Consider the following 24,649-nt stretch of genomic DNA (forward strand, 5'->3'; position numbering starts at 1 on the left):
AGGCGTGCCGTTTTACCCCAGCGAGGTGCCGGGAAGCACGCGAGGGAATCCGTGACACCATAGTAGTGGTGCCAGCGCCGTGGACGGCAACCGGAGTCCGGCGAATGCCGTGGCGCGACTATGGAGACCGTCCGCGTGGTGGGCGGCGAGCCCGCGGAAGATAAAGAGTACGTCGGGTGCCGGCGCGAGATAGACCAGGCCGCCGTGGATGTGGCGGCCGGCGTAGCCCGAGCCCAGTTTCGGCTGGGCGCGCCGGGCGGAGGGAGCGACGCCCAATTCCGCAGCGAAGTGCTCGTGCAGGATATTGAAGGTGAGCGGATGCGTGAGCCACGCCGTGATGGGCACGCCAGGCGAACGTACTTGGACCCCGTGCGCCCGGGTATCGAGGACGTCGCGCGCCGGGCGGGATTGGAAGCGGTAGCCTCGCGAGGTGTGCGCCGCGCGCAGTACGTTGTGCGCCGCGGTCGTCCAGGCTTGGTTGACCGTCATGTCCCATTCGGAGAGGGCGCGCAGGCTCACTCCCACGGCGGGGGATTCGCCAAGTTCGGTAAGCCCCGTGCCGCAGCGCAGCTGCATGTCATGGCCAGCGCAGAGGCCGACGGTGGCGACGGAATCGAAGAATCCATCTTCGCTCAGCCGCGGCCGCGTCGAGACGTTGTGCGGGCGCAGCGCAGGAAAGAGGAGTTCCGGAGCGAGCAGCGGGGTAGAGGTGTGCCTTTCCAGCAAGGAGACGGACATGAGAGAGCCTTTCGGTGCGCAGCCGACAGTGACTGCGAGAGATACGAGAGTCACTCATATTGGACTGTCCGCATCCCAGAAAGGTTCCCTGAGCCCAGTAAAAAATCCTGCGCCCACCGGAGGCTGCTGCTTCGGCTTAGAAGGGTGGCTCTTCGTCGAGTCCCAACTCGGCGAGCAGCTTGTCCTTAGGCCAGAGCTGAATGTCCTGGCCCTTGGCGATGAGCTCCTCAGCTTTCTTCTCCTTGGAGGTCTTCGTGGCCCACGTGCCGAGAACGAGGATGGTCGTCTTCTTCGTCACGGACTTTGCGGCCTGGCCGCCGCGCTCGGCGATGCCATTCCATAGTGTTCCCTTGTCGAAGGGATCAAAGTCGCCGGTGAGTGTGACGTGCTGGCCAAAGAGCGGACCGTTCGGGTCCGCGTCCTCGTTGGGCTCGGGCACGGTATTCGGCGTCGCGACGGCATCCCACGGAGCCGGGCGGTTGCGGGAGCGCTTCTCCGCCTTCTCACGTGCGGCGTGGGAGTCAGCGGAAGCAGCGGGGGGAAGCGCGCCATCGAGATCGAAGAGCGCAGTCTCGTGGGCACCGGAGGGCGTGGTTGCGCCACGGTGGCGCGTCTGGTCACGGAAGTCGGTACCGGCGCCGAGATCGGCAGGGGACGTGGGCGCGGTGCGGGCGCGCAGCACCGGCATGACGGCGTCGTTGGTGAGCGTGCCCAGGGCGAATTCGCGGGTGTGGAAGAGCCCCTGGATATCGCCGGCGTAGCCGAAGGCTTGGGCTAGACCGGTGATGATGAGGCCAGCGGCGCGGGCGTCTTCGGTCGCGTCGTGGTGGTGAAAGCGTGGTGCGCCCACGGCTGCGGCCATGGTGGGGAGCTTGTGGTTGGGCACGTCGATGCGCCCCGCTCTCGAGGCGTCGCGCGAGAGCGCCAGCGAGCAAGCAAGCGTGATAGCGGGCAGCTCTACGCCCGCAGCGGCCGCGCCGACGCGCAGTGCAGTCGAGTCGAATTGCACGTTGTGCGCCACGAAGACGTCGTCGCCGAGGAACTCGAGCATCTCACCCAGCGCCGTGGCGAAGGACGGGGCGTCCTTGACATCCTCCGGCGTGATGCCGTGGATGCCAATGTTGAACTCGGAAAAGTTCTCCATGCCGGGCGGGGGCGTGCACAGCCAAGAGCGGGATTCGACCTCGAGGCCATCGCGGAAGCGCACCGCACCGATGGCGCACACGGAACCCCAGTTGTCGTTGGCGGTCTCCACGTCGATGACGGTGAAGCCCAGGCCCTCGACGGCGACGCCGGCGGTAGGCACCTCGCCGTGGCGGACTGCTTCGATTAGCGAGGCGGCATCGGCAGCCGGGGTCGTCGTGCCGGTGCGCGGGGCAAAGCGCACGGTGATGGTTTCCTGCGCGGTGACAAGGCGCAGCGCGCCGAAGGCGGCGGGGCCAGGCTCGGTGGACTCCACGGACTGGAGGTCCTCGAAGGCGACAACCTCGCGCGCGGGCGCACCGAGGGAGGCGGCCAGCTGGGAGCGCAGGATGACCGCGGAGGTGGGCGTGAGCTCTACGGTCGCGCCGTGGGCATAAATGGTGGGAGTGCTAGGCGACGTCACGGAACTTCGGTCTTGGCCTTTCTAATCCTCGTCGAACTGCGGGGGCTCGACCTGTTTGAGCACCATCGTGGTGCGGTCCTGACACGTAAGCGTACCGCCCGCCTCAATGAAGGTGTCCTCTGCGGGGTAGCCACCAGAATCGGCCGTATCGACCATGAGCTTCCACTTGCCGCCCAACTCGCGGCCCGGCAGGGTGAACTCGATGTCGCCGTCGTGCGCGTTGAAGATGAGGATGAAGGAATCATCCTTGATGGGCTGGCCGAATTGATCCGTCTCTGAAATGGCGGAGCCATTGAAGTAGACCATGATGGCGCGGCCGAAGTCATGGTCCCAGTCGTCCTGGGTCATGAGCTTGCCGGACGGCACCATCCACGCGATATCGCGGTCGCGGACGTCGGAGCCCAGCGGGCCACCGGTGAGGAAGCGCTGGCGGCGGAAGACAGGGTGCTTGCTGCGGATCCCGAGCACGCGCTTGACGAAGCCGAAGAACTCCGAGTTCTTTTCCAGATCGAGCATGGACCAGTCCATCCACGCGAGCTCATTGTCCTGGCAGTACGCGTTATTATTGCCGTTTTGGGTGCGGCCGAACTCGTCGCCATGGCAGATCATCGGCGTGCCCTGGCTGAGCAGGAGCGTCGTCATGAAGTTACGCTGTTGGCGGCGGCGCAGCTTGCGAATTTCCGGGTCTTCGGTGGGGCCTTCGACGCCGCAATTCCATGAACGGTTATGGGACTCGCCATCACGGTTGTCCTCGCCGTTGGCCATGTTGTGCTTTTCGTTGTAGCTCACTAAATCCTTGAGCGTGAAGCCGTCATGCGCCGTGATGAAGTTGATGGACGCCGTGGGGCGGCGGCCGTTGTTGGCGTAGAGATCGGACGAACCAGTAAGACGCGAGGCGAATTCGCCCAGGGTGGCGGGCTCGCCGCGCCAGAAGTCGCGGACCGTGTCGCGGTACTTGCCGTTCCACTCACACCAGATGGGCGGGAAGTTGCCCACCTGGTAGCCATTGTGGCCGATATCCCAGGGCTCGGCGATGAGCTTGACCTGGCTGACCACCGGGTCCTGCTGGACCAAGTCGAAGAAGGTCGCGAGCTTGGAGACATCATCCAATTCGCGCGCGAGCGTAGAGGCGAGGTCGAAGCGGAAACCGTCGACGTGCATCTCCGTGACCCAATAGCGCAGCGAATCCATGATGAGCTGCAGCGAGTGCGGGTGACGGACGTTGAGGGAGTTACCGGTGCCGGTGTAGTCCATGTAGTGCGCCTCGTCGCCCTCGACGACGCGGTAATACGCCTTGTTGTCGATACCGCGGAAAGCGATGGTGGGACCCAGGTGGTTGCCCTCGGCCGTGTGGTTGTAGACCACATCGAGGATGACCTCCAGGCCCGCGGCGTGAAGGCTGCGCACCATGGACTTAAACTCGGCGACGATTTCGCCCGGCTTATTCGCCATGGCGTAGTCCGCCTGGGGCGCGAAGAAACCAAAGGTGTTGTAGCCCCAGTAGTTGCGCAGGCCGATAGTGCGCAGACGATCATCTTGGAGGAACTGGTGGACTGGCATGAGCTCGACCGTGGTGATGCCTAGGTCCTTGAGGTAGTCGATCATCGCGGGGTGGCCCATACCCGCGTAGGTGCCGCGCATGGCCTCCGGGATGTCCGGATGAGTCATAGTCATGCCCTTGACGTGCGTTTCGTAAATGACCGCTTCCTCATCCGGAACATTGGGGCGGTGGTCGCCCTGCCAGTCGAAGAAGGGGTTGATGACAACGGAGAGCATGGTGTGGCCGAGCGAGTCATCCTCATTGCGCCCGGTCCCGGCGGGCTCGGCGTGAATGTCGTAAGAATACAGTGAGGCGTCGCCGTCGAACTCGCCCTGGAACGCGCGGGCGTAGGGGTCGACGAGGAGTTTGGAGGGATCGCAGCGCAGGCCGCGTTCCGGTGCGTATTCGCCATGGACGCGGTAGCCATAAGCCTGGCCGGGGCCAACCTCGGGGAGGTAGGCGTGCCACACGTGGGCGTGGACTTCCTTGAGCTCAACGCGGGTTTCTGTGCCGCGTGGATCAATGAGGCACAACTCGACTTTCGTTGCGGCTTCGGAGAAGATTGCGAAGTTGGTGCCCGTGCCATCAAACGTGGAGCCCAGCGGGTAGGGCTGGCCCGGTCTCACAGTAAAAGTCTCAGTCATAATGCACCAGAGTAATGGACTAGCGCGCGCCTAGCCCACTGATAATGATTCCCACGCCCCGTAAGAGATCGTCTGTCCCTTCAGGGACGCGTGCGTCCTGCGACTCAGTCATACCGTCCGCGGGCTCGGTGTCTGCGGCTTCCGATGCCCCCGTGGCTTCCGCGAGCTGCGTGCGTGCCTGTTCCATGGTGGCTGAGCCGAGCACCAGGTAAATAATGGCGTGGGCGCCAGTAAGCAACTCTTCCTCCGGTGCGGACGACGTCGCGCGGACCGCGGCGACGAACCGGTCTACGAGCCGTTCCCACGTGGCATTGCCAGGCTGGGACAAGCCGGCGGAGGTGACCTCGGCGCCATCGCGGTGGGCAAGCAGACACCGGCGTAGGTCGAGCGCGAGGGCTGTGGGGGAGTCACCGTCGATCGGTGCGACGATGGCCTCGGCGATGTCGGCGATGAGCGCCTGCTTGTTCGCGATGTGCCAATACAAAGCGCCGGGGGCGACGCCGAGCGTTGTGGCGACACGGCGCATGGTCATGTCTGCCAGCCCATAATCATCCAAAAGCTGGAGTGCGGTGTCGATGATCGTTTCGCGGTTTAAGTGCACGCTTGCCCATTCTAGACAGCAGCGCGACGGCGAGGGGAGAACTCAGGTGCGGACAGGCGCGTGCGGTGAGCCAGCGATCCATAAGCCCTACCCTCAGGTTTCACAGGGAACTTTGAGGTTGTCTCCACTATTAACCAATGAACCGATTGATAGACTACTCACGTCACGCCGCGAGTGCGGCGCGCTCTCATGCAGTAACGCTGTCACCCTCACGAGCGTGTGGTGCCAGGTTCCTCCTTCCCAGCTAGGGAAGGGAAACTGATACCCTACGGCCCTGCGCCCGTGTCAGTGCGCTGTGAGTGAATACAATTCTTTTACACGTCTGGAGTCATTTTGTCCCTTCGAACCCCCGCCATGAAGTCCATTGCTGCCCTCGCCCTTGTTCTGCCCCTGACATTGGCAGCGTGCGGTAACGACGAGGAGGACAACGCCGCTACCGGCTCGACGACGGCTAAGACGACCGCGTCTTCGAAGGAAGCTCCGTCTGAGAGCGCCGCCCCGTCGTCTGAGGCTCCGTCCTCGGAGAAGCCGAAGGAAGAGTCCGCTGCGCCGGAGAAGGACAAGCAGCCGGCGGAGGGAGATAACGCGGAGGACACGAATGCTGAGGCTGCACCGTCCACCCTGGTCAACCCGTTCGAGGGCGGCGCCGCTGCTGAGGCCACCACCTTCGCTCCGGTCGAGGGCGATGCTGGTGATGACGCGACGAAGGAAACCATCACCAACCTCATCAACGGCACCTACGAGCAGCAGGATGTGCGCTCGCTGGCGCAGTACACCCGCGATAACACATGTGCCCGCGTGGTCAACGAGAACCAGCAGGTGGGCCCCAACGGTGAGCAGCTTTCGCTCGCCAACCTGGACCTGTCTCAGTTCGATAACCTGCCGGCAGACCAGAAGGCCATCCTGGAGCCGTACAACCAGCAGATTCGCGACAACTTCTCCAAGACGACCACGGACATCCAGGACGTGCGCGTTAACGGCAACACGGCCTCGGCCAGCGTGACCGTCAATAGCCCAGCGGGGTCCGAGACCAACACCATGGTCTTTGAAAACGAGGGCGGCGCCTGGAAGTTCTGCAACCCGGCGTCCTAATCGCACACGTGGCTTACGCTATCTTCGCGCGGCCGGAGTAGGCTACAAGGCCTATGATTACTCGCGGTACTCGGGCTCGACGCCCGTCCATACCCCGCACCGTCGGTTTCGGTGCGGGGTTGCTTGCATGTGCACTCGTGGCATTCTCGGCTGCTGGCGCCGTGTGGGGTCACTTCCGGCCGGTGCTCACCGGACATGAGGTCGACGATGGCGGCTACGCGGTCGAGACCCTCGCCGATATCGAGTTCGGCTCCTTCGTCTCGTTCGTTCTCCTCACCGGACTCGGGGGAGTGCTCCTTGCCCTCGGGGCCTATTTGCGCGGCGCACGCCAGCGCGGGTTAGGCATGTTGCTGTGGGTCGGCGTCGCCGCCCTCGCGAGCGCGGTGGCGTTCTATTACGCTGGCTCCCTCACGGCAACGCACCTGCCCACCGATCCCGGGGAGACGGTCCAATGGACTCCGCCCATGCAGCCCCACATCGGGTGGGCCGCAGCGCCGTTTATGGCGATGTTTGCCTACTGGTCTGCGGCGTTTATCAGCGCGGACGTCGACTGGGAAGACGACGCCCCAGACACCCCAGAGGAAGTGAACTCCGAGCCTTCGGAGCCCTGAACTCAGAGCTGAAGCCGCCCTGAGCCTGCCCTGCGCCCGCGTACCACACCCTGGACGAATTCGACGCGCAGCGCATCGTGCCGGACGCTGTAGGCCCGGACTCGCACTACCGCGTGGCGACTCCTGCACCGACTCCGGCGTCGGCACCCACCCCGCCGCCCACTCCGGCACCTTCTGTGGCCCAGTCGGCGCCCCAGGCCTGATGCTCGGCGATAGTCGGCTCGAGCCGCCGCGCGATGGGAGTTAGCGCGTACTCCACGCGCGGCGGGACCTCGGGGTTAAACTCGCGGAGCACGAGCCCATCGTCCGCGAGCTCGCGCAGTTGCCGGGTGAGGGTACGGCCCGAGACCCCGCCCGCGGCGTCCCGCAGCTCGCTGTAGCGCAACGGATTGTCCGCATCGAGCAACGCCTGAATGAGCGTGACCTTCTAACAGTCGCTGATGAGCATCATCGCAGTTTCGAGCAGGCAGCCTTCTATAGCGCGCACTGTGAGGTTGCGCATGTGACTTACCCTACGCAGCACGCGCTGCCAGTGAGGCCACTCTGCGAGGCTTATTCGGCCTGCGGGGTTGTGCCGTCCTCGTCGTGCTCTTCTTCCTCTGCCGCGTCCTCGGTCTTCTCTGCTTCATCATCCGTGAGACCCAAGTCGAGACCCATCTGATTGGGATCGACGGGGTGCTCGACGTCGTCCTCGTCTTCCCACTCCTCCCAGTCCTCGTCGTCCCAGTCCTCGTCCTCGGCGGGGTCGTCTGCGGCGTCCGAGTCCGCAGTGAAGAGCTGGATTGCGTCTTCCGCCTCCTCCGTGCGGGTGATTTCCGGCAGCTGCGGCGCGAGCAACGGGGCGAGCTGCGGTTCCAGGGACTCGAAAGAGATGTAGGCGCCGTGGACTGCGGTGTGTACGGCATAGCGCAACTGGGCTGCGGTCATGCCGTTGCCAATGAGCCAGTTGCGGGCGAGCGAGACTTGCACCTCGTCCTCGTGGACGCTGGCGCTGGCAAGCAGCGAGGCATCACCCGCGTTATAGTTATCGAGTACCGTCGAGATGGCGAAGAGCTGGGAGAGCTCGCCCGCCTCCCGGGCAAAGGTGCGGATGGTCAGCCAGCGGCCATCGTTGATGATGCGGAAGAAGGTCCACCTACCGTCGATACGGCAGCGTACGGTCATCTCGTCCTCAGAGACCTCCGTGTGCACGATGTCCTCGGCGCTGAGAGCCGCGCGGATACGGTCAGCCGTGACGGGCATGGGCGTCGTCGTAGGAGCCTCGCCCATGGCCTCCGCGTACCCGTCCGGCGGACCGACGACCTCGGGGACGGCTTCGCTGAGTTCGCGCACCGCATCTACCATCGTGCCAATAGCGGTATCAAGGAAATCGCGCAGTTGGGCATCCGTGACCCACGCTTCCGCGTCGAGCGACGCACGCAGGTGAGTAAGGAGATAACCGCGCTCCGTGACGGACGTGTAGGCAACGGGCACCATGCGGCGCGTGTTCATGTCGTTGATGGTCTGCGCCAGATACCCGGCCAACCGCGGCTCGACACTCGTGTTAAGCGTGCCTTTGACGAGGAGTACCTCGCCCCACTTACCCGCCACGCCGATGAGAACATCGAACTTGGGCAGGCGGAAAGTAATCTCCGCCTCGTCCGCGTCAGTCGTGAAGTGGTCAATGAGCTCGTCGACGACGTCTACGACGCGCTCGAAGGTTAACGGGCGAGCCGTATCCGCGGTCGCAGGGAAAGCTACTGAAGACGCATCGGGGGTCATGGAGACCGCCTCCTTGAATGTCGTAGGGGCAATGGCGGGGAGAAGTAGGGGTTTCTCCCACGCCCCGATACGTTAAGCGGCCCCCTCGACACGAGCCCCGGCTATATCGAAAGTATTCGAACACTCTCGAACACCGTCGAACACTCTCACACAGGCCGGGCTGGCGCGGGTTAGGGCCAGGAGACGGGCGATTGCCCGGAGACTTCTTTGGCGATGTGGTCTACGCCGTGGAGCATGGTCTTGAGCGCGGTGCCCAGCGTGGAACGCAGTTGGCGGTCTGTCATGCCGGCGGCGACGGTCACGGCGAGGTCGAGACGAATCTGCAGGCCGTCCACGTTGCTGTGGCAATAGGCCACTGGTGAGTCAGACATGCGGTTGAAGTCATTGCACACGAGGAAGGCACGGAGGAACTCCGAGCCGGGGAGATTCGGGTCCCAGTGCCCCTTAACCACGAGCGACGGACCATTATCGAGGACGAAGGCGAAGAGGACCTCGTTAATCCAGGCGTAAATGGCCTTGCCTTCGGTAGCGTCGGTCCGTTGGAGTTTGTCAATGCCGATGGACGCGAGCGACGCGGCGATACGGTCGGTGTCCACGGCGTAGGCCTGGTTATCGAAGGCCTCGTCCGGTTCAGACGTGAGTCCCTCATCGCGCAGCGTTACCGGCGGAGTGAGCGTGACGGTAGGGAAGCGCTCCACGAGCTTGTGCACAAAGGCCGAGGCGTTATCTATGGCCTGATCCGCGGCGGCGACCAGCTGTTCGTCTGTCATGCCCTGGCGCCCATCGATGACCGTGGTTCCCGTTATTGCGACCTCGTCCGTGCTGTCGAAGTTGAGCACGAGCGTGGGCGTGAGACAGTCGTGGTTCCAGTCGTTGACGAGCTCCGCGGCGTCGCGCAACGCGTCGAAGCTCAGCGGCGTGTGGTGTGTGGTCGTCACGATGTATTCCGGGGATTCCGGATCGCCTTCATCCGGCTCAATGGTGGTGGTCGCAATCGAGCCATGGTCGAAGACAAGGAGTGTGGGCTTCTGGGTAACGGCGCTATGTCCGGCGAGCCGTGCCGCGCGAGCAAGTCGTGCGAGGGTCACAGGGCGTGCGGCCTTCGAGGTATTCACTGCGGTCACCTCCCGAGGTGATGGGGCTCAAAATGAGGGGGCCGAAAGGAGAAAACGGGCAAAATCCCCAGCTGCCCACGAGTCTAACCCGTAGGCTAGGGTGCTGTCCGCAGTTTCGGTCATTCGATATGGGGCTACCCGGTGGAATGAACGATTATCTGTAGGAGTATAAAAATAGGTACAGTACATAAATTCACATTCGCTGATCGCGGGAGCTTCCCGCGGCCGAAGGATATGAGAGGACGTCTCGTGCTTCAGGTCACCGACATGCGCGGAACCACCATGACCACAGCGGCTGTGCGCCGCGCCCTGCCCCGCGGCGGCACGGATGTTGCCGCCGTCCTCGACAAGGTCCAGCCCTTGGTCGACGCAGTGCGCGACGGCGGCGCCGCCGCGGCGCTCGACTGTGGCGAGAAATTCGACGGCGTACGCCCCGCTACAGTGCGCGTGCCCGCGGAAGAACTCGCCAAGGCTGCCGCAGAGCTGGGTCCTGAGGTCCGCGCCGCCATTGAGGAATCCATTGCCCGCGTGCGCAAGGTCCACGCGGAGCAGAAGCCGGAGAACCACACCACGGAGCTCGCGCCGGGCGCCACCGTCACGGAGGTCTTCGCGCCCATCGAGCGCGTGGGTCTCTACGTCCCGGGCGGCAAGGCGGTCTACCCGTCTTCCGTCATCATGAATACGGTTCCGGCCCAGGAAGCTGGCGCCTCGACGCTCGTCGTGGCCTCCCCGCCGCAGAAGGACTTTGGCGGTCTGCCGCACCCCACGGTGCTGGCCACCTGCCACATCCTCGGCGTCGATGAGGTCTGGGCCGTCGGTGGCGGCCAGGCCGTCGCCCTTCTTGCCTACGGCGACGATAACCCGGCGGGGGAGGAACCCCTTGAGCCCGTCGACATTATTACGGGTCCCGGCAATATCTTTGTCACTGCGGCTAAGCGTCTCGTGCGCGGCGTCGTCGGCACCGACGCGGAAGCTGGCCCGACCGAGATCGCTATCCTCGCCGATAAGACGGCTGACCCGGTCTTCGTAGCCTACGACCTCATCTCGCAGGCCGAGCATGATCCCATGGCGGCGAGCGTCCTCATCACGGATTCGCAGGAGCTTGCCGATGCCGTCGAGACCGAGGTGTCTTCCCGCTATCAAGTCACCGCGAACTCCGAGCGCGCCGAGCAAGCCCTGCGTGGCCAGCAGTCCGGCATCGTCCTCGTCGACGACCTCGAGGCCGGCATCAAGGTCGCTGACGCGTATGCCGCGGAGCACCTCGAAATCCACACTGCCGACTCGCGTGCGGTCGCCGAGCGCATCAAGCACGCAGGCGCCATCTTCGTGGGCTCCTACTCGCCGGTGCCGCTGGGTGACTACATGGCAGGCTCTAACCATGTGCTGCCCACCTCTGGTTCCGCACGCTTTAGCGCAGGCCTGTCCACGCACACCTTCCTGCGCCCGGTCAACCTCATCGAATACGACAAGGACGCGCTGGGCGAGATCGCAGACAAGATCGTCCACTTCGCTAACGCCGAGGCCCTGCCGGCCCACGGCGAGGCCATCCGCGCCCGCTTCGCGCATTAACCCGCCCCGCATCGCACCATCGACCGACGCGGGGTACTCGGCAACGAGCACCCCGCGTTACGTCTTAGTCGCATACCCCGACTCCCAGAGAAAGACCCCATCACCATGACCGCGAACGCAACGAACGAAACCTCCGCTTCGGGCATCACGCTCGAGGACCTGCCCCTGCGCGACGAGCTGCGCGGCAAGTCCGCCTACGGCGCCCCGCAGCTCACCGTCGCCAACCAGCTCAACACGAACGAGAACCCCTACCCGCCGTCCCAGGCACTCGTCGACGATCTCGTCGCCGAGGTTGCTCGCTTGGCCACGACGCTCAACCGCTACCCGGAGCGCGACGCCGTCGAGCTGCGTCGTGACCTGGCCGCGTACGTCTCCGAGCAAACCGGTGTCGAGGTGAGCTACGAGCAGGTGTGGGCCGCTAACGGCTCAAACGAGGTGCTCCAGCAGCTCCTCCAGGCTTTCGGTGGCCCGGGCCGCACGGTGCTCGGCTTCCAGCCGTCTTACTCCATGCATCCCATCCTCGCGGCGGGCACGCAGACGCAGTTCCTCAACTGCCCACGTGACGAGAACTTCCGCATTGATCTGGATGCGGCACTCGCCGCCATCGCGGAGCAGCAGCCCAATATCGTCTTCATTACGACGCCGAATAACCCGACGGGTGACGTCACTCCGCTCGAGGACATCGAGAAGCTCATTGATGCTGCGCCGGGCATCGTCATCGTCGACGAGGCCTACATGGAATTCTCGGACTCGCCGTCGTCCACGACGCTGCTGGCGAAGTACCCGACGAAGCTCGTGGTTTCCCGCACGATGTCGAAGGCCTTCGACTTCGCTGGCGGACGCCTGGGCTATTTCGTTGCGCATCCTGCGTTCGTCGAGGCCGTCATGTTGGTGCGTCTGCCGTACCACCTCTCCGTCCTGTCCCAGGCGGCCGCGCGCGTGGCGCTGCGCCACAGCAAGGACACGCTGGGCACGGTGGCCAAGCTTGCCGTGCAGCGTGACCGCGTTGTTTCCCGTCTTGAGGAGCTCGGCTATGAGGTCGTGCCCAGCGAGTCTAATTTCGTCTTCTTCGGTCGCTTCGCGGACCAGCACGAGGTGTGGGAGGAGTTCTTGAATCGCGACGTGCTCATCCGCGACGTGGGGGTGGACGGCTTCCTGCGCACAACCATCGGCCTCCCGGAAGAAAACGACGCGTTCCTCTCCGCCGCGCAGCAGCTCACCGGCTTCATCACGCCGCGCAGCTAGCCCGCTGTTCGACCCCACTCCACCTCGACGAAAGCTATCTTTGCAACCATGAACGACAACACCCTCGAACCGCAGCGCGCGGAAGACACCGTGACGGACTCCCGGATTGAGAAGGCTCCTGACGTCGCCGCCCACGGTGGCACCATGGAGGCGCGTCCGCAGCGCATTGGTACCGCCCAGCGCATCACCTCCGAGTCGCAGATCACCGTGGAGATCAACCTCGACGGCACCGGCAAGTCCGATATCGGCTGCGGCCTGCCGTTCTTTGCACACATGCTCACCGCGTTCGCGACGCACGGCTCCTTTGACCTTAAGGTCCACGCGCAGGGCGACCTCGACGTCGACGCGCACCACACGGTCGAAGACACCGCCATTGTTTTGGGGCGCGCGTTCCTCGAGGCACTGGGGGATAAGAAGGGCATTCGTCGTTTCGGCTCCCAGCTGCTGCCCATGGACGAGACCCTCGTCGAGGGCGTGGTCGACATTTCGGGTCGCCCCTACTTCGTGATGAATGGCGAGCCAGAGAACATGGAATGGCAGATCATCGGTGGTCACTACGCCACCGTCATTAACCGCCACTTCTTCGAGACCTTCGCCATGCACTCTGACGTGACGCTTCACGTCAACGTCCGCTACGGCCGCGACCCGCACCACATTACGGAGGCCGAGTACAAGGCAGTAGCCCGTGCACTGCGCCAGGCCGTCGAGCCAGATCCGCGCGTGAGTGGCATTCCTTCGACAAAGGGTGCACTCTAGACCCGTGTTCTTTATGGTGTGGATCCTGTTCCTCATTGCTGGCTTGCTCGCTGGCGGTGCGTGGGCAGCGTATCAAAATGGCTCGAAATTCTGGACGATTATCGCAAGCTTCCTCGCGGCGATCGCCTTTGCCGCGTCGGTGGCGTGGATGATCCCGCAGATGCACGGATAGTTTCACTGCACAGTATGTTCAGCAGCTGGCTCGGTAGCCCGGCCTGCGTTTGCCGTCTACGCTGGTGAACGTCTATACATAAAGGTTCCTACAGATTAAGGCTCCGGCACGTATCTGTTCATGCCGCAGCGGGAGAAAACTTCCGTCTGAGACGCTTGCGCTGGGCGCGGCGTGGCATGAGTGCGTGCCGCGGCTACAACAGGCAGACGGAGAAAGGCGGGTGAGGTGGTGTCGCAGGAGACGCCGCAGGTCGATCAACAGGGGAGCGCTACGGGCACGGCTTTTAGCCTGTGGCGGGTTCCTGGCTATCTGGAAACGATGGCGGCTATCGCGGCGGCCTTCGGCGCGTGGTCACTGCTGTTGCCGCTGCTTCCGCTTGCGGTGCTCGACAACGGCGGCTCGGCCGGGTTGGCCGGCGCGACCACGGGTATCTTCATGGCGGCGACCGTGCTCACCCAGATCGTTACTCCGCGGCTGCTGCGTACCTTCGGCTACCGTCCCGTCATGGCGGGCGCCGCGTTTATGCTCGGCGTCCCGGCTCTGGGGCATCTCCTCGGCACGGAGCCCTGGCTCGTGCTCCTCTTTTGTGCACTGCGCGGCGTGGGCTTCGGTGCGCTCACCGTGGCCGAGTCAGCGCTCATCGCGGAACTCGTTCCGCTGCGCTACTTGGGCAAGGCGACCGGCATGATGGGCGTCTTTATCGGCCTGTCCCAGATGTTATTCCTGCCTGCGGGCCTTGCCATCGAGTCAGCATGGGGATTCTCGGCCGTCTATATCCTGGCGGCCGCAATGGGGCTTTTCGCCGCCATCATGTGCATCCGCTTGCCGCGCGTGCGACCGGAATCCAAGGCGGACCGTGCCGCGGCGCGCGAGCACACTGATGGCCCGCCGCGCGTGGCGATGTGGAAGCTTGTGCTCGTGCCGGCGCTTTCTGTGACCACGCTGTCTATGAGCTACGGCCTCGTCTCGTCCTTCCTGCCAGCCTCCGTGCGCGAGATCGATCCCGTGACGGGCGCGGTGCTCGGCGGCATCATGCTGTCCATCGTGGGTGGTGCCGCCATGGTCTTCCGCTATGCGGCGGGTGAGTTCGCGGACCGGACGGGACGCCCTGGCGTGCTCACCATCCCGGCGCAGCTCATCGGCTTCGCGGGCATGGGGCTCATGGCCGCGACCGTCGCCTTCGGCTGGTCGGTGTGGTGGCTCGTCCTCGCCGCCGTCGCTATTGGTGGTGCGTTTGGCGTCATCCAAAACGAGGCGCTGCTGTCTATGTTCAACCGCCTGCCGCGTGAGAACGTCTCGGAGGCCTCCGCGGTGTGGAATATCTTCTATGATTCCGGCACCGGGCTGGGTTCCGTGGTTCTTGCTGCGCTCGTTCCGCTGTGGGGCTACGCCGGTGCTTACGGTGCGGGCGCGTTCATCATCATCGGCGGCGTGGCCATGACGGGTCTCGACCTTTACCTTGGCGCACACCGCGTGACCGAGTACGGCAACATCAAGACACGACTCAAGCGACTGCGTAAGGTGTAATCCATGACTGGAACCAAGAAGGTAGCCCTTCTCGACTACGGCGCAGGTAATCTGCGCTCGGCACAGCGCGCCCTCGAACGCGTGGGCGCCGATGTAACCGTCACGGCAGACCCCAAGATTGCGGTCGAAGCCGACGGCCTGCTCGTACCCGGCGTGGGTGCGTTCGCGGCATGCATGGACGGCCTGCGTGCCGTCCACGGCCCTCGCGTTATTGGACAGCGTCTGGCCGGCGGACGCCCCGTCATGGGCATCTGCGTCGGTATGCAGGTTCTCTTCGACGCCGGCAACGAGCATGGCGTCGATGCGGAAGGCTGCGGGGAGTGGCCGGGTCTCGTGGAGCGCCTTCATGCGGATGTGCTGCCGCACATGGGCTGGAATACCGTCGAGGTTCCGCAGGACTCCCAGATGTTTGCGGAGCTCGACGCGGATGAACGTTTCTACTTCGTGCACTCCTACGGCGTGCGCGCATGGACGCTCGAGACCGAAATTACGGAACCGCCCAAGGTGACGTGGTCCGAGTACGGCGGAGACCGCTTCGTCGCTGCCATCGAAAACGGTGCGCTGTGGGCCACCCAGTTCCACCCTGAGAAGTCCGGGGACGCCGGAAGCCAGCTGCTGAAGAACTGGCTCGAGACGCTCTAGCGCTGCGTCGCTTTCCGCCGCGCGTCATTCCGCCGCGTTGTAAAATCCAAAGTCATTGCCACTGTCGTATCGTCCTAGAAGGAAAATCACCCATGAGCTTTACGTTGTTGCCCGCGGTCGACGTTGTCGATGGCCAGGCTGTTCGTCTCGACCAGGGAGAGGCCGGTACCGAGAAGTCCTACGGTGCGCCGCTCGAGGCGGCCCTCGAGTGGCAGGCGCAGGGCGCCCAGTGGCTGCACTTCGTGGACCTCGACGCCGCGTTCAACCGTGGCTCGAACCACGAGCTCATGGCGGAGATTACGGCGAAGCTCGACATCGAGGTCGAGCTCACCGGTGGCATCCGTGACGACGCTTCGCTGGAGCGCGCGCTCGCCACGGGCGCGCGCCGCGTCAACATCGGTACGGCCGCGCTCGAGAACCCGGAGTGGATTGCTCAGGTGCTCGCCAGCCACGGCGACCAGATCGCGGTGGACCTCGCCGTGCGCGAGAGTGATGGCGAGTGGCGCACGCGCGGTAATGGCTGGGTCTCCGACGGCGGCGATCTGTGGGAGGTCCTCGAGCGCCTCGACGCCGCAGGCTGCCAGCGCTTTGTCGTCACGGACGTGACCAAGGACGGCACGCTCACCGGACCGAACGTCGAGCTCTTGCGCGAGGTCGCGGCGGCAACGGACGCCAAGGTGACGGCATCGGGAGGCATCTCGAGCCTCGACGACCTGCGCGAGCTGGCCCTGTACGAGAATGAGGGTATCGACTCAGCGATCATCGGTAAGGCCCTCTACGAAAAGAAGTTCACGCTCACCGAGGCGCTCGCCGCCGTGGCCGAGGTCGAACCGTACCCCGAAGAAGCGGGAATCTAAGCCGCACTCACGGCTGGGAAGGATCCATCGATGGATAACGCGCTGTCACCGGTAGACATGTTGGCCATTGCGGAGGCGACGGTTGATTCCGTGAGCCCTGCCTTCATCGACGGCTTGGGCGCGCGCCCGGCTCGCTTCAAGGGCGAAGGCGACTTCGCGACCGAGGTGGACCTTGCCATCGAATCGGAGCTACGCCAGTCGCTCACGCAGCTCACCGGCATTCACGTCTTTGGCGAGGAAACCGGTGCCGCGGCACCGGGGTCGACCTATGACCAGGGCGCGGCGGAATACGCGGCGGCATCGGAAAGCGCAGCGCGAATCAAGGCGCTCACCTCCGGCCCCGTTTGGGTCGTTGACCCCATCGACGGCACGGCGAATTACTCGGCGGGCAACCCGCTGTGCGGCGTGCTCGTCGCGCTGCTCATGGAGGGCAAGCCCGTCGCCGCCGTCGCTGACTTCCCGCTGCTGGGACGCCGTGTCGCGGCTGCGGAAGGCACGCCGCTGCGTTCCGTGGGCGGCCCGCGTGGTGGCTCTGGTGGGGGACCCGATGCCCTCGGCTTTGAGGACTCCCGCGGCCATATTGGCTGCTCCTCGCACCTGAGCACCGACATTTACCGGCATCTGCGCCATACCGGCCTGCGCCCGCGCATGACCGGCTCGGTGGGCCTCGACACCGCTTTCGTGGCCCAGGGCGTCTTTGACGGCGCGCTCAACTTCTCCATCCATCCGTGGGACAACGCGGCGGGTGCCTTGCTCGTCAAGGCCGCCGGCGGCATCGCCACGGACCCCGAGGGCAACGAATGGACGGCGCTCTCGCGCGGCCTCGTGGTGGGCACCCCGCAGGTCCACGCCACCCTCATGGACGCAATCGATAAGAATAGGATCTAGTTTTCATGGCACTCGCAGTGCGCGTTATCCCTTGTCTCGACGTCGATCACGGACGCGTGGTCAAGGGCGTGAACTTTGAAAACCTGCGCGACGCAGGCGATCCGGTCGAACTCGCCGCCCGCTATGACAAACTCGGTGCGGACGAGCTGACCTTCTTGGACGTGTCCGCCTCGAAGGACGGCCGCGGCACCATGCTCGATGTCGTGCGCCGCACGGCGGACCAGGTTTTTATTCCGCTTACCGTGGGCGGCGGCGTGCGTTCCGAACAGGACGTGCGTGAGCTCCTGCGCGCCGGCGCGGATAAAGTGTCGGTCAACTCCTCAGCCATCGCGCGCCCGGAGCTGCTGCGCGAGCTCGCGGACGTCTTTGGCTCCCAGTGCATCGTTTTGTCCGTCGATGCCCGCCGCGTCAAGGACCTGGAGGCGCTGGCGTCCGGCGACTTCCCGTCGGGGTTTGAGGTCACGACGCATGGCGGCACCCGCTCGGCGGGGCTTGACGCCGTCGCGTGGGCGCGCCGCGGCGAGGAGCTCGGGGTAGGGGAGATCCTGCTCAACTCCATGGACGGTGACGGCACGCGCGAGGGCTTTGACATCGAGCTTCTCGAGCTCGTGCGCGCGGCCGTGCACATTCCGGTGATTGCTTCTGGTGGCGCGGGCAAGGCGGAAGACTTCCCGCCCGCCGTTGCAGCCGGTGCGGACGCGGTGCTCGCCGCCTCCATTTTCCACTTCGGCGATGTTGCCCTCTCTGAGGTCAAGGACGCTCTCGCGGACGCCGGATTCGAGGTGCGTCGATGAATACTGAGACTGCACAGGTTTCTGACGACCCGGCCGAGTTCGAGCTCGACCCCGCGATCGCCGCGCGTCTCAAGCGCAATGACGTGGGCCTTGTACCCGCCGTTGTGCAGGCGGACTCGGGCGAGGTCCTCATGATGGCGTGGATGGATGACCACGCGCTGGCGTATACGCTGGCCACGCGACGCGGTACGTACTACTCGCGCTCGCGCCAGGAGTACTGGATCAAGGGGCTTACCTCCGGCCACGTGCAGGCGGTGAAGTCCGTGCGACTAGACTGCGACGGCGACACTATTTTGCTCGTGGTCGAGCAGACCGGCGGCGCCTGCCACACAGGCGACCGCACGTGCTTTGACGCGGATCTGCTGCTCGGCGAGCACGACTAGAACCAAAGACGCGTAACGCGTCGTACCGAGGAGGCGTGCCCTGTGGGCAGAAAATTCGGACCGCTGTTGATGGCTGTGGCCGCGATTGTGCTGTGGTTTTCTTCGCAGACGACGTGGATTACGGCGACGGTGGACGACGATAAAGCGGGCACGGGGGAGCTCGCCGTGCAGGGCAGCACGTGGTCGCTGGAACTCACCGCCATCGCGTTGCTCTTCCTCGCCGGCGTCATCGCGGGACTCGCGCTGCGCCGCACCGCCCGCCGCATCGTGGGCGCCGTCGTGGCGCTCGCGGCCATCGGCGTGTCCTGGCGTCCCATGGCGGCACTGACCTCGCAGGTGGATCTCGCCCGCCTGCAGATGCTGCTTCAGGCGCAGCAGTCTAATGACAACGCGGTGGAGTCCGTCGCTATCTCCAGTTGGGCCGTCGTTCGCGACGCGACCGTGAGCCCGCTCGGCCCGGTGCTGGCGCTCATCGCCGCGGCGTTCGGACTCGTGGGCGGCATCCTGCTCGCCATGCGTCCCGGTGCTGACGGCGTGCGCTCGACCAAGTATGAGACGAAGGCAGCCCGCGCGGAAAAGCTCGAAGAAGAACTCGAGACCGCGCCCGACTCCGGGCGCGTCATGTGGGACGCCCTTGACGAGGATATCGATCCCACGGACCCGACTGGCCACCGTTAAATTCATCGTCGTTGTGCTCTCGCCGGGCAGACCCTGCGCAGGCATGCGTGTTTACCTGGAGTTTCCGAAACGGGGGCAGTGCGCTGGGGCGTGATTTCTATGTGCGCGCTCCTGCCCGCTACGCTAAGACTCATTCCTTGCAGTTCCAGGCCTGACCGTGGACCCCGCGGCAGGCGGTAGCGATGTCCTGCTGAGACAGGTGACGGGAGGTAACGGTGAGTGCCCCACTTCACGCGCCCCGGTCTCTGGTCGTAGACCGGCTCGTCGCTGCTGTGCGCAAGGACGTTGACGCCCGCGAGGCACTGGTGAGCTTCCGCGACATCAAGGCCCGTTCCCGTGCCATGGATACCCCGCGCGACGCGAAGGCTGCCTTCCTCGCCCCCGGCTGTTCCATCATCACGGAGCTCAAGCGCGCCGTGCCCTATCGCGGCGAAATCGTGCACCTCGACACCCCAGAAGCCATGGCGCATCTCGCGCACAATCTGGAGTCAGTGGGGGTGCGCCTCCTCGCCGTGCAGACGGAGCGCCACCGTTTCCACGGATCGCTCGCCGATATGGCCCACGTGCGCGAGGCCACGACGGTGCCCATGATCTGCCGCGATATCATCATCGACCCGTATCAGATTCATGAGGCGCGTTGCTATGGCGCGGACGTCGTGCCTCTCCAAGTGGAGCTTCTCGAGCAGCCTCGCCTGGAATCCTTGCTCGACCGCATCGAGTCGCTGGGCATGTGTGCCCTCGCCGAGGTCCGCAGTCCTGAAGAGGCTGACAGAGCGCTCGAGGCCGGCGCCTCACTCATTGGCATCAACGCGTGGACGCTCGCCTCGGATGAGCTGTACCGCGAGGCGTTTGCCACCATCGTTCCCGGACTTCCCGAGTCCGTCGTCCGCGTCGCCGTGGGTGGCGTGGAGAACTCCCGCAACCTTTTTGACTACGCGTCGCATGGCGCGGACTCGGTGCTCGTGGGGGAGTCCATTATGGCGGCGACCGATCCGTTGGGACTCGCGCGCCGCCTCGTCGCCACCGGCCAGCACCCGGCCTGCCCCTCCCGCAAGGGGTAAGCGCGCGCAGTAGGCGACGATTTGGCACACTATCGGTGTGCAAGAAATGATCCTGGCTAATATCCCGTCCCCGTCGCAGGGCGTATGGCACCTCGGTCCCATTCCTGTCCGTGCCTATGCGCTATGCATTATCCTCGGCATCCTCGTCGCGCTGTGGCTTACGCTGCGTCGCTACACCGCGCGCGGCGGCAACCCGGACACCGTGTGGGACGCGGCCATCGTCATCATCCCCGCCGGCATCATTGGCGGGCGCCTGTACCACGTCATCACGGACCACGATAAGTACTTTGGCGAGGGCCGCAACCCCATGGACGTGTTCAAGGTGACCAACGGTGGCCTGGGCATTTGGGGCGCGGTAGCCTTGGGCGCGGTCGCGCTCTGGGTCATGTTCAAGGTGAAGAAGGTGCCCTTCGCGCCCTTCGCCGACGCCGTGGCCCCCGGACTCATCCTCGCTCAAGCCATTGGCCGCTTCGGCAACTGGTTTAACCAAGAACTCTACGGCCGCGAGACCACCGTGCCGTGGGCGCTCGACATCTACTACCGCGTCGACGAAGCCGGCAAGTACGCCCCGGTGACGGGTCGTTCCACGGGCGAGGTCATCGCCAGCGTCCATCCCACTTTCCTCTACGAGGCGCTGTGGAATGTCGCCGTGTGTCTCTTCCTCATCTGGGCGCAAAAGAAGTGGAAACTTGGGCACGGCCGCGTCTTTGCCCTCTACGTCGCCGGCTATACGCTGGGGCGCTTCGTCGTCGAGAACATGCGCTCGGACGAGGCCACGCACGTCTTTGGTCTGCGCATCAACGTCATTGTCTCCGTCGTGTGCTTTGTCGTGGCGCTCGTCATCTTCTTCCGCCTGCGCCGGGGCCAAGAGACCCCGGCGGAGGTCGATCCGCGCTATCACGCAGAGCTTGCCGATGCCCCCTCAGGCGCGTCCCAGGAGCTTTTCGCGTCTCCCGCATCGAGCCCATCGAAGCCCGAAAGATAGTCCCTTATTTGAGTCTGGTTCCGCCCGTTTGGAACTGGGCTTTTGTGGTTTTGTGTCCGAATAGACAGTTGTTGTGGCATTTTTATTGGCTGGAAACATCAAACGCGGGTACGTTGGGACTCGTTACAGTTCCCAACCGAGAAGGTTTAGAAAAGAATGCTGGACAGAAGAACCAAGATTGTCTGTACGCTCGGCCCCGCCGTCGCGAGTAAGGACGGTATCCTCCGCCTAGTCCAAGACGGCATGGACGTTGCCCGTCTCAACATGTCGCACGGTGATCCGGAGGATCACGAGAAGAACTACAAATGGGTTCGCGAAGCTACGGATGAGACCGGCCGCGCCGTCGGTATTCTCGCCGACCTTCAGGGACCGAAGATTCGCCTTGGTCGCTTTAAGAACACCGAGGAAATGTGGAACAACGGCGAGATCGTTCGCATCACCGTCGACGACGTCGAAGGCACGCACGACCGCGTGTCCACCACCTACAAGAACCTCGCCCAGGACGCCAAGCCGGGCGACCGCCTCCTCATTGACGACGGCAAGGTGGCCGTGGTCTGCAAGGAAGTTGACGGCAACGACGTTGTCTGTGAGGTCGTCGAGGGCGGCCCGGTCTCCAATAACAAGGGCGTCTCCCTGCCGGGCATGGACGTCTCCGTACCGGCCCTGTCCGAGAAGGACATCCGCGACCTGCGCTTCGCGCTGAAACTCGGTGTCGACCTCGTCGCCCTGTCCTTCGTGCGTTCCCCGGCTGACGTCGACCTCGTCCACCAGATCATGGACGAGGAAGGCCGCCGCGTGCCGGTCATCGCCAAGCTTGAGAAGCCGGAGGCCGTGGACGCCGTCGAGTCCATCGTCCTTGCCTTCGACGCCATCATGATTGCCCGCGGCGACCTCGGAGTCGAGGTTCCGCTCGAGCAGGTGCCGCTGTTCCAGAAGCGCGCCATCCAGATCGCGCGTGAGAACGCTAAGCCGGTCATCGTTGCCACGCAGATGCTCGACTCCATGATCAACAACCTGCGCCCGACGCGTGCTGAGGCCTCTGACGTTGCCAACGCCGTCCTCGACGGTGCTGATGCTGTCATGCTCTCTGGCGAGACCTCCGTGGGTATCGACCCGCAGAACGTCGTGCGCACCATGGGCCGCATCGTCTCCTCCGCGGAGACCGATGGCACCGTGCCGCCGCTGTCTCACGTCCCGCGCACCAAGCGCGGCATCGTGTCCTACTCGGCACGCGATATCGCAGAGCGTCTCAACGCCAAGGCCATCGTCGCCTTCACCACGTCGGGTGATACCGCCAAGCGCGTGGCTCGCCTGCACTCGCACCTGCCGCTCCTCGCGTTCACGCCGAACCCTGAGGTGCGCTCACAGCTGGCTCTGACCTGGGGCGCGGAGACCTTCCTCACACCGTCCGTCAAGTCCACTGATGACATGATGACCGCCATTGACGAGGCCCTCCTCGCGATGGATCGCTACAACGAAGGCGACATGGTTGTCGTCATCGCTGGTACGCCTCCGGGAATTGCTGGCAACACCAACATGGTTCAGGTTCACACCCTGGGTGAAACCACGAAGATGAAGTAATCCCTTCACCAACGAAGCCCTCCGCGTTCACAGCATGAACACGGAGGGCTTTCGCATGCGGTGAGTCTCTAGGGCACGGCAACTTCTCCGCGCATGAGGATGCGGGCGCTGCGCACCAGCTGGGTCGCCGCGAGCGCGTTGCCGTCATAGCGCGCGCCAGCGGTCACCGCACCAGACGGCGTGCCGATGCGTACTGAACGCAGCTCGGACGAGCCAATCGCTTCGGCGATGATGCTCCCCTCGATGGATGCGGCCGCGGCGATGCACATTGCGCCCGTGCCAGGCACTGCCTTGTGCGTCTTCTGCATGCTCAGAGTGCGCACGAGGACGTCGTGACCCTCTGCCTCGAGCTGCGTCCCATCCAGCAGCGGTGCCGCAGTCGGTGGCGCCACGACAGCAATCTTCGGCGCGGCCTGCGCGGGCTCCATCCCCATGAGCTTCGCGCCGGCGGCACGGATCCGTTCGAGTCGAGCCATAACCTCGGTCCCATCGAAGGACAACTGCGTTGGGTCTGCGTTTATGTCCGAAGCACGCACGAAGACCATGGGCAGGCATGCGTCGACGAGCGAGACCTCAATGTCGCCGTCCTCATCGTGCACAATATCCGTGGCATTTCCCGTAGGCAGCAACCCGCTGGTGCGGCTGCCGGCCGGATCGGGGTATTCCAAGGTAATGGGAGCGCCAGTGCCCGCAACGCCCGGCAGCGCGAAGTCTCCATGTATCTGGGCGTGGCCACCAACAACCGTGAGACGGGTGATGACTGTCTTCGAGGTATTCGTATTGAGCAATCGAACGGCATGCTCGCCATCGGGTAACGTCAGGAGGCCTGTCTCGAGCGCGAACGGTGCAATAGCGGAGGAGAGATTACCGCAATTTGCCGAATAATCCACCGACGCACTATCGACAGCGACCTGGGCGAAAGTATACGCGAGGTCATGCTCATCGTCGCTCGCCGTTTCCACAATCATGACCTTGGACAGAGAAGAAATACCGCCGCCCATTCCATCGAGCTGCCGTCCGTTCGGATCCGGCGAGCCCATCATTGCGCAGAAGAGGGCATCACGTTCTGCTCGGTTAGCCGGTAAGTCTGCCGCAGTGAAGAAGACGCCCTTCGACGTGCCCCCTCGGATGAAGCAGGCTTTGAGCCACTGGATGTCGTTCGAATTCTCACCGGTAGTCATGCTGTCGAATGTACTTCACTTGCGGGCAGTCAACTGGAAGTTCGTTCGACATTTTCCCGGATGGTGGTCGTGCGCTTTCGGCGGCCAAACTTTCCCTATAGCCTTCAACTTTGAAGTTAGAACTAGATAAAAGGATAGAAATGAAGCCGAAAATTATTGTTGGCGCTGTTATCGCCATCGTCATCCTCGTCGCCGCAGCCCTCGTCATTCCTCGTATCTATGCGGCCAACGAGTCGAGTGACGTCGCCGCTCCTACACTGGCGTCAGCTCCGGCTGATAGCGCCGGGGGAGAAGCACTCGACGTGAACGGACAGTGGAAGGTTGTAGAAGGTGCCAGCTCAGCTCGTGGCTAAAGACGGAACTCTCATGGTCGCAGGTTCTATCCCCTGTCACGTGGGCTGACTTTGGGGTCGAGGCTCCGAGCCTCGGCTTTGTGGAGGTCGAGAAGGCAGGATCCATCTAGTTCCAGGTGGCACTAGAGAAGTAGGGGACAAGCCCTTCCATCTCTTTCACCTTGGCTGCAACCGTCACCGACCGCGAACTGCGAGGGTGTCTGATGGTTTGTGTGTGGGAATCCATCCCGCATAAGGAGATAAGCCAGAATGACTACTGTGGCACGACG

25 protein-coding genes are annotated in these 24,649 nt (G+C 64.1%); 17 read left to right on the forward strand and 8 right to left on the reverse strand.

Features of this window, described 5'->3' with window-relative positions:
• Window positions 1-12 precede the first annotated feature (12 nt).
• The 4 genes from ABJ196_RS11395 to ABJ196_RS11410 all read right to left on the reverse strand — a co-directional run bounded on the left by ABJ196_RS11395 (window position 13) and on the right by ABJ196_RS11410 (window position 5,129).
• Window positions 13-738, reverse strand: a complete 726-nt coding sequence (locus ABJ196_RS11395; protein WP_347307194.1) for a hypothetical protein — start codon at window positions 736-738, stop codon at window positions 13-15.
• A 136-nt stretch (window positions 739-874) separates the two neighbouring features.
• Window positions 875-2,344, reverse strand: coding sequence for an exonuclease domain-containing protein (locus ABJ196_RS11400; RefSeq protein WP_347307196.1), 1,470 nt, complete (start codon window positions 2,342-2,344; stop codon window positions 875-877).
• Window positions 2,345-2,365: 21 nt separating this feature from the next.
• Window positions 2,366-4,528, reverse strand: a complete 2,163-nt coding sequence (glgX, locus tag ABJ196_RS11405) for a glycogen debranching protein GlgX (RefSeq protein ID WP_347307198.1) — start codon at window positions 4,526-4,528, stop codon at window positions 2,366-2,368.
• Window positions 4,529-4,547: 19 nt separating this feature from the next.
• A complete protein-coding gene (locus ABJ196_RS11410; RefSeq protein WP_347307200.1) occupies window positions 4,548-5,129 on the reverse strand; it encodes a TetR family transcriptional regulator in 582 nt (193 codons plus the stop codon).
• 354 nt (window positions 5,130-5,483) lie between these two features.
• Between ABJ196_RS11410 and ABJ196_RS11415 the strand changes: the two genes are divergently transcribed.
• Complete coding sequence (locus ABJ196_RS11415; protein WP_347307202.1) at window positions 5,484-6,221, forward strand: hypothetical protein; 738 nt, start codon at window positions 5,484-5,486, stop codon at window positions 6,219-6,221.
• Between the two features lie 137 nt (window positions 6,222-6,358).
• On the forward strand, window positions 6,359-6,832 hold the full coding sequence (locus tag ABJ196_RS11420; protein ID WP_347307204.1) for a hypothetical protein: 474 nt from the start codon (window positions 6,359-6,361) through the stop codon (window positions 6,830-6,832).
• A gap of 106 nt (window positions 6,833-6,938) precedes the next feature.
• On the opposite strand, the gene ABJ196_RS11425 is transcribed toward ABJ196_RS11420, so the two are convergent.
• The 3 genes from ABJ196_RS11425 to ABJ196_RS11435 form a co-directional block, all read right to left on the reverse strand.
• Entirely contained in the window at window positions 6,939-7,238 is a 300-nt protein-coding gene (locus ABJ196_RS11425; protein ID WP_347307206.1) for a winged helix-turn-helix transcriptional regulator, read from the reverse strand.
• Window positions 7,239-7,384: 146 nt separating this feature from the next.
• Window positions 7,385-8,593, reverse strand: a complete 1,209-nt coding sequence (locus ABJ196_RS11430; RefSeq protein ID WP_347307208.1) for a YbjN domain-containing protein — start codon at window positions 8,591-8,593, stop codon at window positions 7,385-7,387.
• A gap of 170 nt (window positions 8,594-8,763) precedes the next feature.
• Window positions 8,764-9,708, reverse strand: a complete 945-nt coding sequence (locus ABJ196_RS11435; protein WP_347307210.1) for a YbjN domain-containing protein — start codon at window positions 9,706-9,708, stop codon at window positions 8,764-8,766.
• Between the two features lie 249 nt (window positions 9,709-9,957).
• Here ABJ196_RS11435 and hisD point away from each other — a divergent pair, with 249 nt between their 5' ends.
• From hisD to pyk, 14 genes are all read left to right on the forward strand, one after another.
• On the forward strand, window positions 9,958-11,277 hold the full coding sequence (gene hisD, locus ABJ196_RS11440) for a histidinol dehydrogenase (RefSeq protein WP_347307230.1): 1,320 nt from the start codon (window positions 9,958-9,960) through the stop codon (window positions 11,275-11,277).
• Window positions 11,278-11,382: 105 nt separating this feature from the next.
• Window positions 11,383-12,522: a histidinol-phosphate transaminase gene (locus tag ABJ196_RS11445; protein ID WP_347307212.1), complete on the forward strand. Its 1,140-nt coding sequence runs from the start codon at window positions 11,383-11,385 to the stop codon at window positions 12,520-12,522.
• Window positions 12,523-12,666: 144 nt separating this feature from the next.
• Window positions 12,667-13,278 carry an imidazoleglycerol-phosphate dehydratase HisB gene (gene hisB / locus ABJ196_RS11450; RefSeq protein WP_347307232.1) on the forward strand — a complete coding sequence of 204 codons (612 nt, stop codon included), beginning with the start codon at window positions 12,667-12,669 and terminating at the stop codon, window positions 13,276-13,278.
• 4 nt (window positions 13,279-13,282) lie between these two features.
• Window positions 13,283-13,450 (forward strand): hypothetical protein, encoded by a 168-nt coding sequence (locus tag ABJ196_RS11455; protein WP_347307238.1) that lies wholly within the window; start codon window positions 13,283-13,285, stop codon window positions 13,448-13,450.
• Window positions 13,451-13,678: 228 nt separating this feature from the next.
• Window positions 13,679-14,977 carry an MFS transporter gene (locus ABJ196_RS11460; protein WP_347307214.1) on the forward strand — a complete coding sequence of 433 codons (1,299 nt, stop codon included), beginning with the start codon at window positions 13,679-13,681 and terminating at the stop codon, window positions 14,975-14,977.
• Window positions 14,978-14,980: 3 nt separating this feature from the next.
• The gene (gene hisH, locus ABJ196_RS11465; protein WP_347307216.1) at window positions 14,981-15,619 is read left to right on the forward strand and encodes an imidazole glycerol phosphate synthase subunit HisH; all 639 of its coding nucleotides are present in this window, start codon (window positions 14,981-14,983) and stop codon (window positions 15,617-15,619) included.
• Between the two features lie 92 nt (window positions 15,620-15,711).
• A complete protein-coding gene (gene priA, locus ABJ196_RS11470; protein ID WP_257068325.1) occupies window positions 15,712-16,476 on the forward strand; it encodes a bifunctional 1-(5-phosphoribosyl)-5-((5-phosphoribosylamino)methylideneamino)imidazole-4-carboxamide isomerase/phosphoribosylanthranilate isomerase PriA in 765 nt (254 codons plus the stop codon).
• Window positions 16,477-16,506: 30 nt separating this feature from the next.
• Window positions 16,507-17,364: an inositol monophosphatase gene (locus ABJ196_RS11475; protein ID WP_347307218.1), complete on the forward strand. Its 858-nt coding sequence runs from the start codon at window positions 16,507-16,509 to the stop codon at window positions 17,362-17,364.
• Between the two features lie 5 nt (window positions 17,365-17,369).
• The gene (gene hisF / locus ABJ196_RS11480; RefSeq protein WP_347307220.1) at window positions 17,370-18,158 is read left to right on the forward strand and encodes an imidazole glycerol phosphate synthase subunit HisF; all 789 of its coding nucleotides are present in this window, start codon (window positions 17,370-17,372) and stop codon (window positions 18,156-18,158) included.
• Window positions 18,155-18,541, forward strand: coding sequence for a phosphoribosyl-AMP cyclohydrolase (hisI, locus tag ABJ196_RS11485; protein ID WP_347307222.1), 387 nt, complete (start codon window positions 18,155-18,157; stop codon window positions 18,539-18,541). Before hisF ends, hisI begins: the two co-directional genes overlap by 4 nt.
• Window positions 18,542-18,583: 42 nt before the next feature.
• Complete coding sequence (locus ABJ196_RS11490) at window positions 18,584-19,219, forward strand: TIGR02234 family membrane protein (RefSeq protein WP_257045505.1); 636 nt, start codon at window positions 18,584-18,586, stop codon at window positions 19,217-19,219.
• 215 nt (window positions 19,220-19,434) lie between these two features.
• Window positions 19,435-20,280, forward strand: a complete 846-nt coding sequence (locus ABJ196_RS11495) for an indole-3-glycerol phosphate synthase TrpC (RefSeq protein WP_347307224.1) — start codon at window positions 19,435-19,437, stop codon at window positions 20,278-20,280.
• Between the two features lie 46 nt (window positions 20,281-20,326).
• Complete coding sequence (gene lgt, locus ABJ196_RS11500; protein ID WP_347307234.1) at window positions 20,327-21,265, forward strand: prolipoprotein diacylglyceryl transferase; 939 nt, start codon at window positions 20,327-20,329, stop codon at window positions 21,263-21,265.
• Between the two features lie 159 nt (window positions 21,266-21,424).
• Window positions 21,425-22,846 carry a pyruvate kinase gene (gene pyk, locus ABJ196_RS11505; protein WP_347307236.1) on the forward strand — a complete coding sequence of 474 codons (1,422 nt, stop codon included), beginning with the start codon at window positions 21,425-21,427 and terminating at the stop codon, window positions 22,844-22,846.
• Window positions 22,847-22,914: 68 nt separating this feature from the next.
• On the opposite strand, the gene ABJ196_RS11510 is transcribed toward pyk, so the two are convergent.
• Complete coding sequence (locus ABJ196_RS11510) at window positions 22,915-24,027, reverse strand: PrpF domain-containing protein (RefSeq protein ID WP_347307226.1); 1,113 nt, start codon at window positions 24,025-24,027, stop codon at window positions 22,915-22,917.
• Between the two features lie 140 nt (window positions 24,028-24,167).
• Here ABJ196_RS11510 and ABJ196_RS11515 point away from each other — a divergent pair, with 140 nt between their 5' ends.
• Window positions 24,168-24,380: a hypothetical protein gene (locus ABJ196_RS11515; RefSeq protein WP_347307228.1), complete on the forward strand. Its 213-nt coding sequence runs from the start codon at window positions 24,168-24,170 to the stop codon at window positions 24,378-24,380.
• Window positions 24,381-24,649: the final 269 nt, after the last annotated feature.

The sequence above is a fragment of the Corynebacterium sp. SA-MJD20WY100 genome (assembly GCF_039822565.1).
Classification (GTDB): Bacteria; Actinomycetota; Actinomycetes; order Mycobacteriales; family Mycobacteriaceae; genus Corynebacterium; species Corynebacterium phoceense_A.

What these genes read in the sequence shown, in the direction of transcription:
- ABJ196_RS11445 (WP_347307212.1), top strand. Translation starts at nt 11,383, where the DNA reads ATGACCGCGAACGCAACGAACGAAACCTCCGCTTCGGGCATCACGCTC.
- ABJ196_RS11475 (WP_347307218.1), top strand. Translation starts at nt 16,507, where the DNA reads ATGGATAACGCGCTGTCACCGGTAGACATGTTGGCCATTGCGGAGGCG.
- priA (WP_257068325.1), top strand. Translation starts at nt 15,712, where the DNA reads ATGAGCTTTACGTTGTTGCCCGCGGTCGACGTTGTCGATGGCCAGGCT.
- ABJ196_RS11395 (WP_347307194.1), bottom strand. Translation starts at nt 738, where the DNA reads ATGTCCGTCTCCTTGCTGGAAAGGCACACCTCTACCCCGCTGCTCGCT.
- ABJ196_RS11515 (WP_347307228.1), top strand. Translation starts at nt 24,168, where the DNA reads ATGAAGCCGAAAATTATTGTTGGCGCTGTTATCGCCATCGTCATCCTC.
- hisB (WP_347307232.1), top strand. Translation starts at nt 12,667, where the DNA reads ATGGAGGCGCGTCCGCAGCGCATTGGTACCGCCCAGCGCATCACCTCC.
- hisF (WP_347307220.1), top strand. Translation starts at nt 17,370, where the DNA reads ATGGCACTCGCAGTGCGCGTTATCCCTTGTCTCGACGTCGATCACGGA.
- ABJ196_RS11415 (WP_347307202.1), top strand. Translation starts at nt 5,484, where the DNA reads ATGAAGTCCATTGCTGCCCTCGCCCTTGTTCTGCCCCTGACATTGGCA.
- ABJ196_RS11510 (WP_347307226.1), bottom strand. Translation starts at nt 24,027, where the DNA reads ATGACTACCGGTGAGAATTCGAACGACATCCAGTGGCTCAAAGCCTGC.
- ABJ196_RS11430 (WP_347307208.1), bottom strand. Translation starts at nt 8,593, where the DNA reads ATGACCCCCGATGCGTCTTCAGTAGCTTTCCCTGCGACCGCGGATACG.
- lgt (WP_347307234.1), top strand. Translation starts at nt 20,327, where the DNA reads ATGATCCTGGCTAATATCCCGTCCCCGTCGCAGGGCGTATGGCACCTC.
- hisI (WP_347307222.1), top strand. Translation starts at nt 18,155, where the DNA reads ATGAATACTGAGACTGCACAGGTTTCTGACGACCCGGCCGAGTTCGAG.
- hisH (WP_347307216.1), top strand. Translation starts at nt 14,981, where the DNA reads ATGACTGGAACCAAGAAGGTAGCCCTTCTCGACTACGGCGCAGGTAAT.
- glgX (WP_347307198.1), bottom strand. Translation starts at nt 4,528, where the DNA reads ATGACTGAGACTTTTACTGTGAGACCGGGCCAGCCCTACCCGCTGGGC.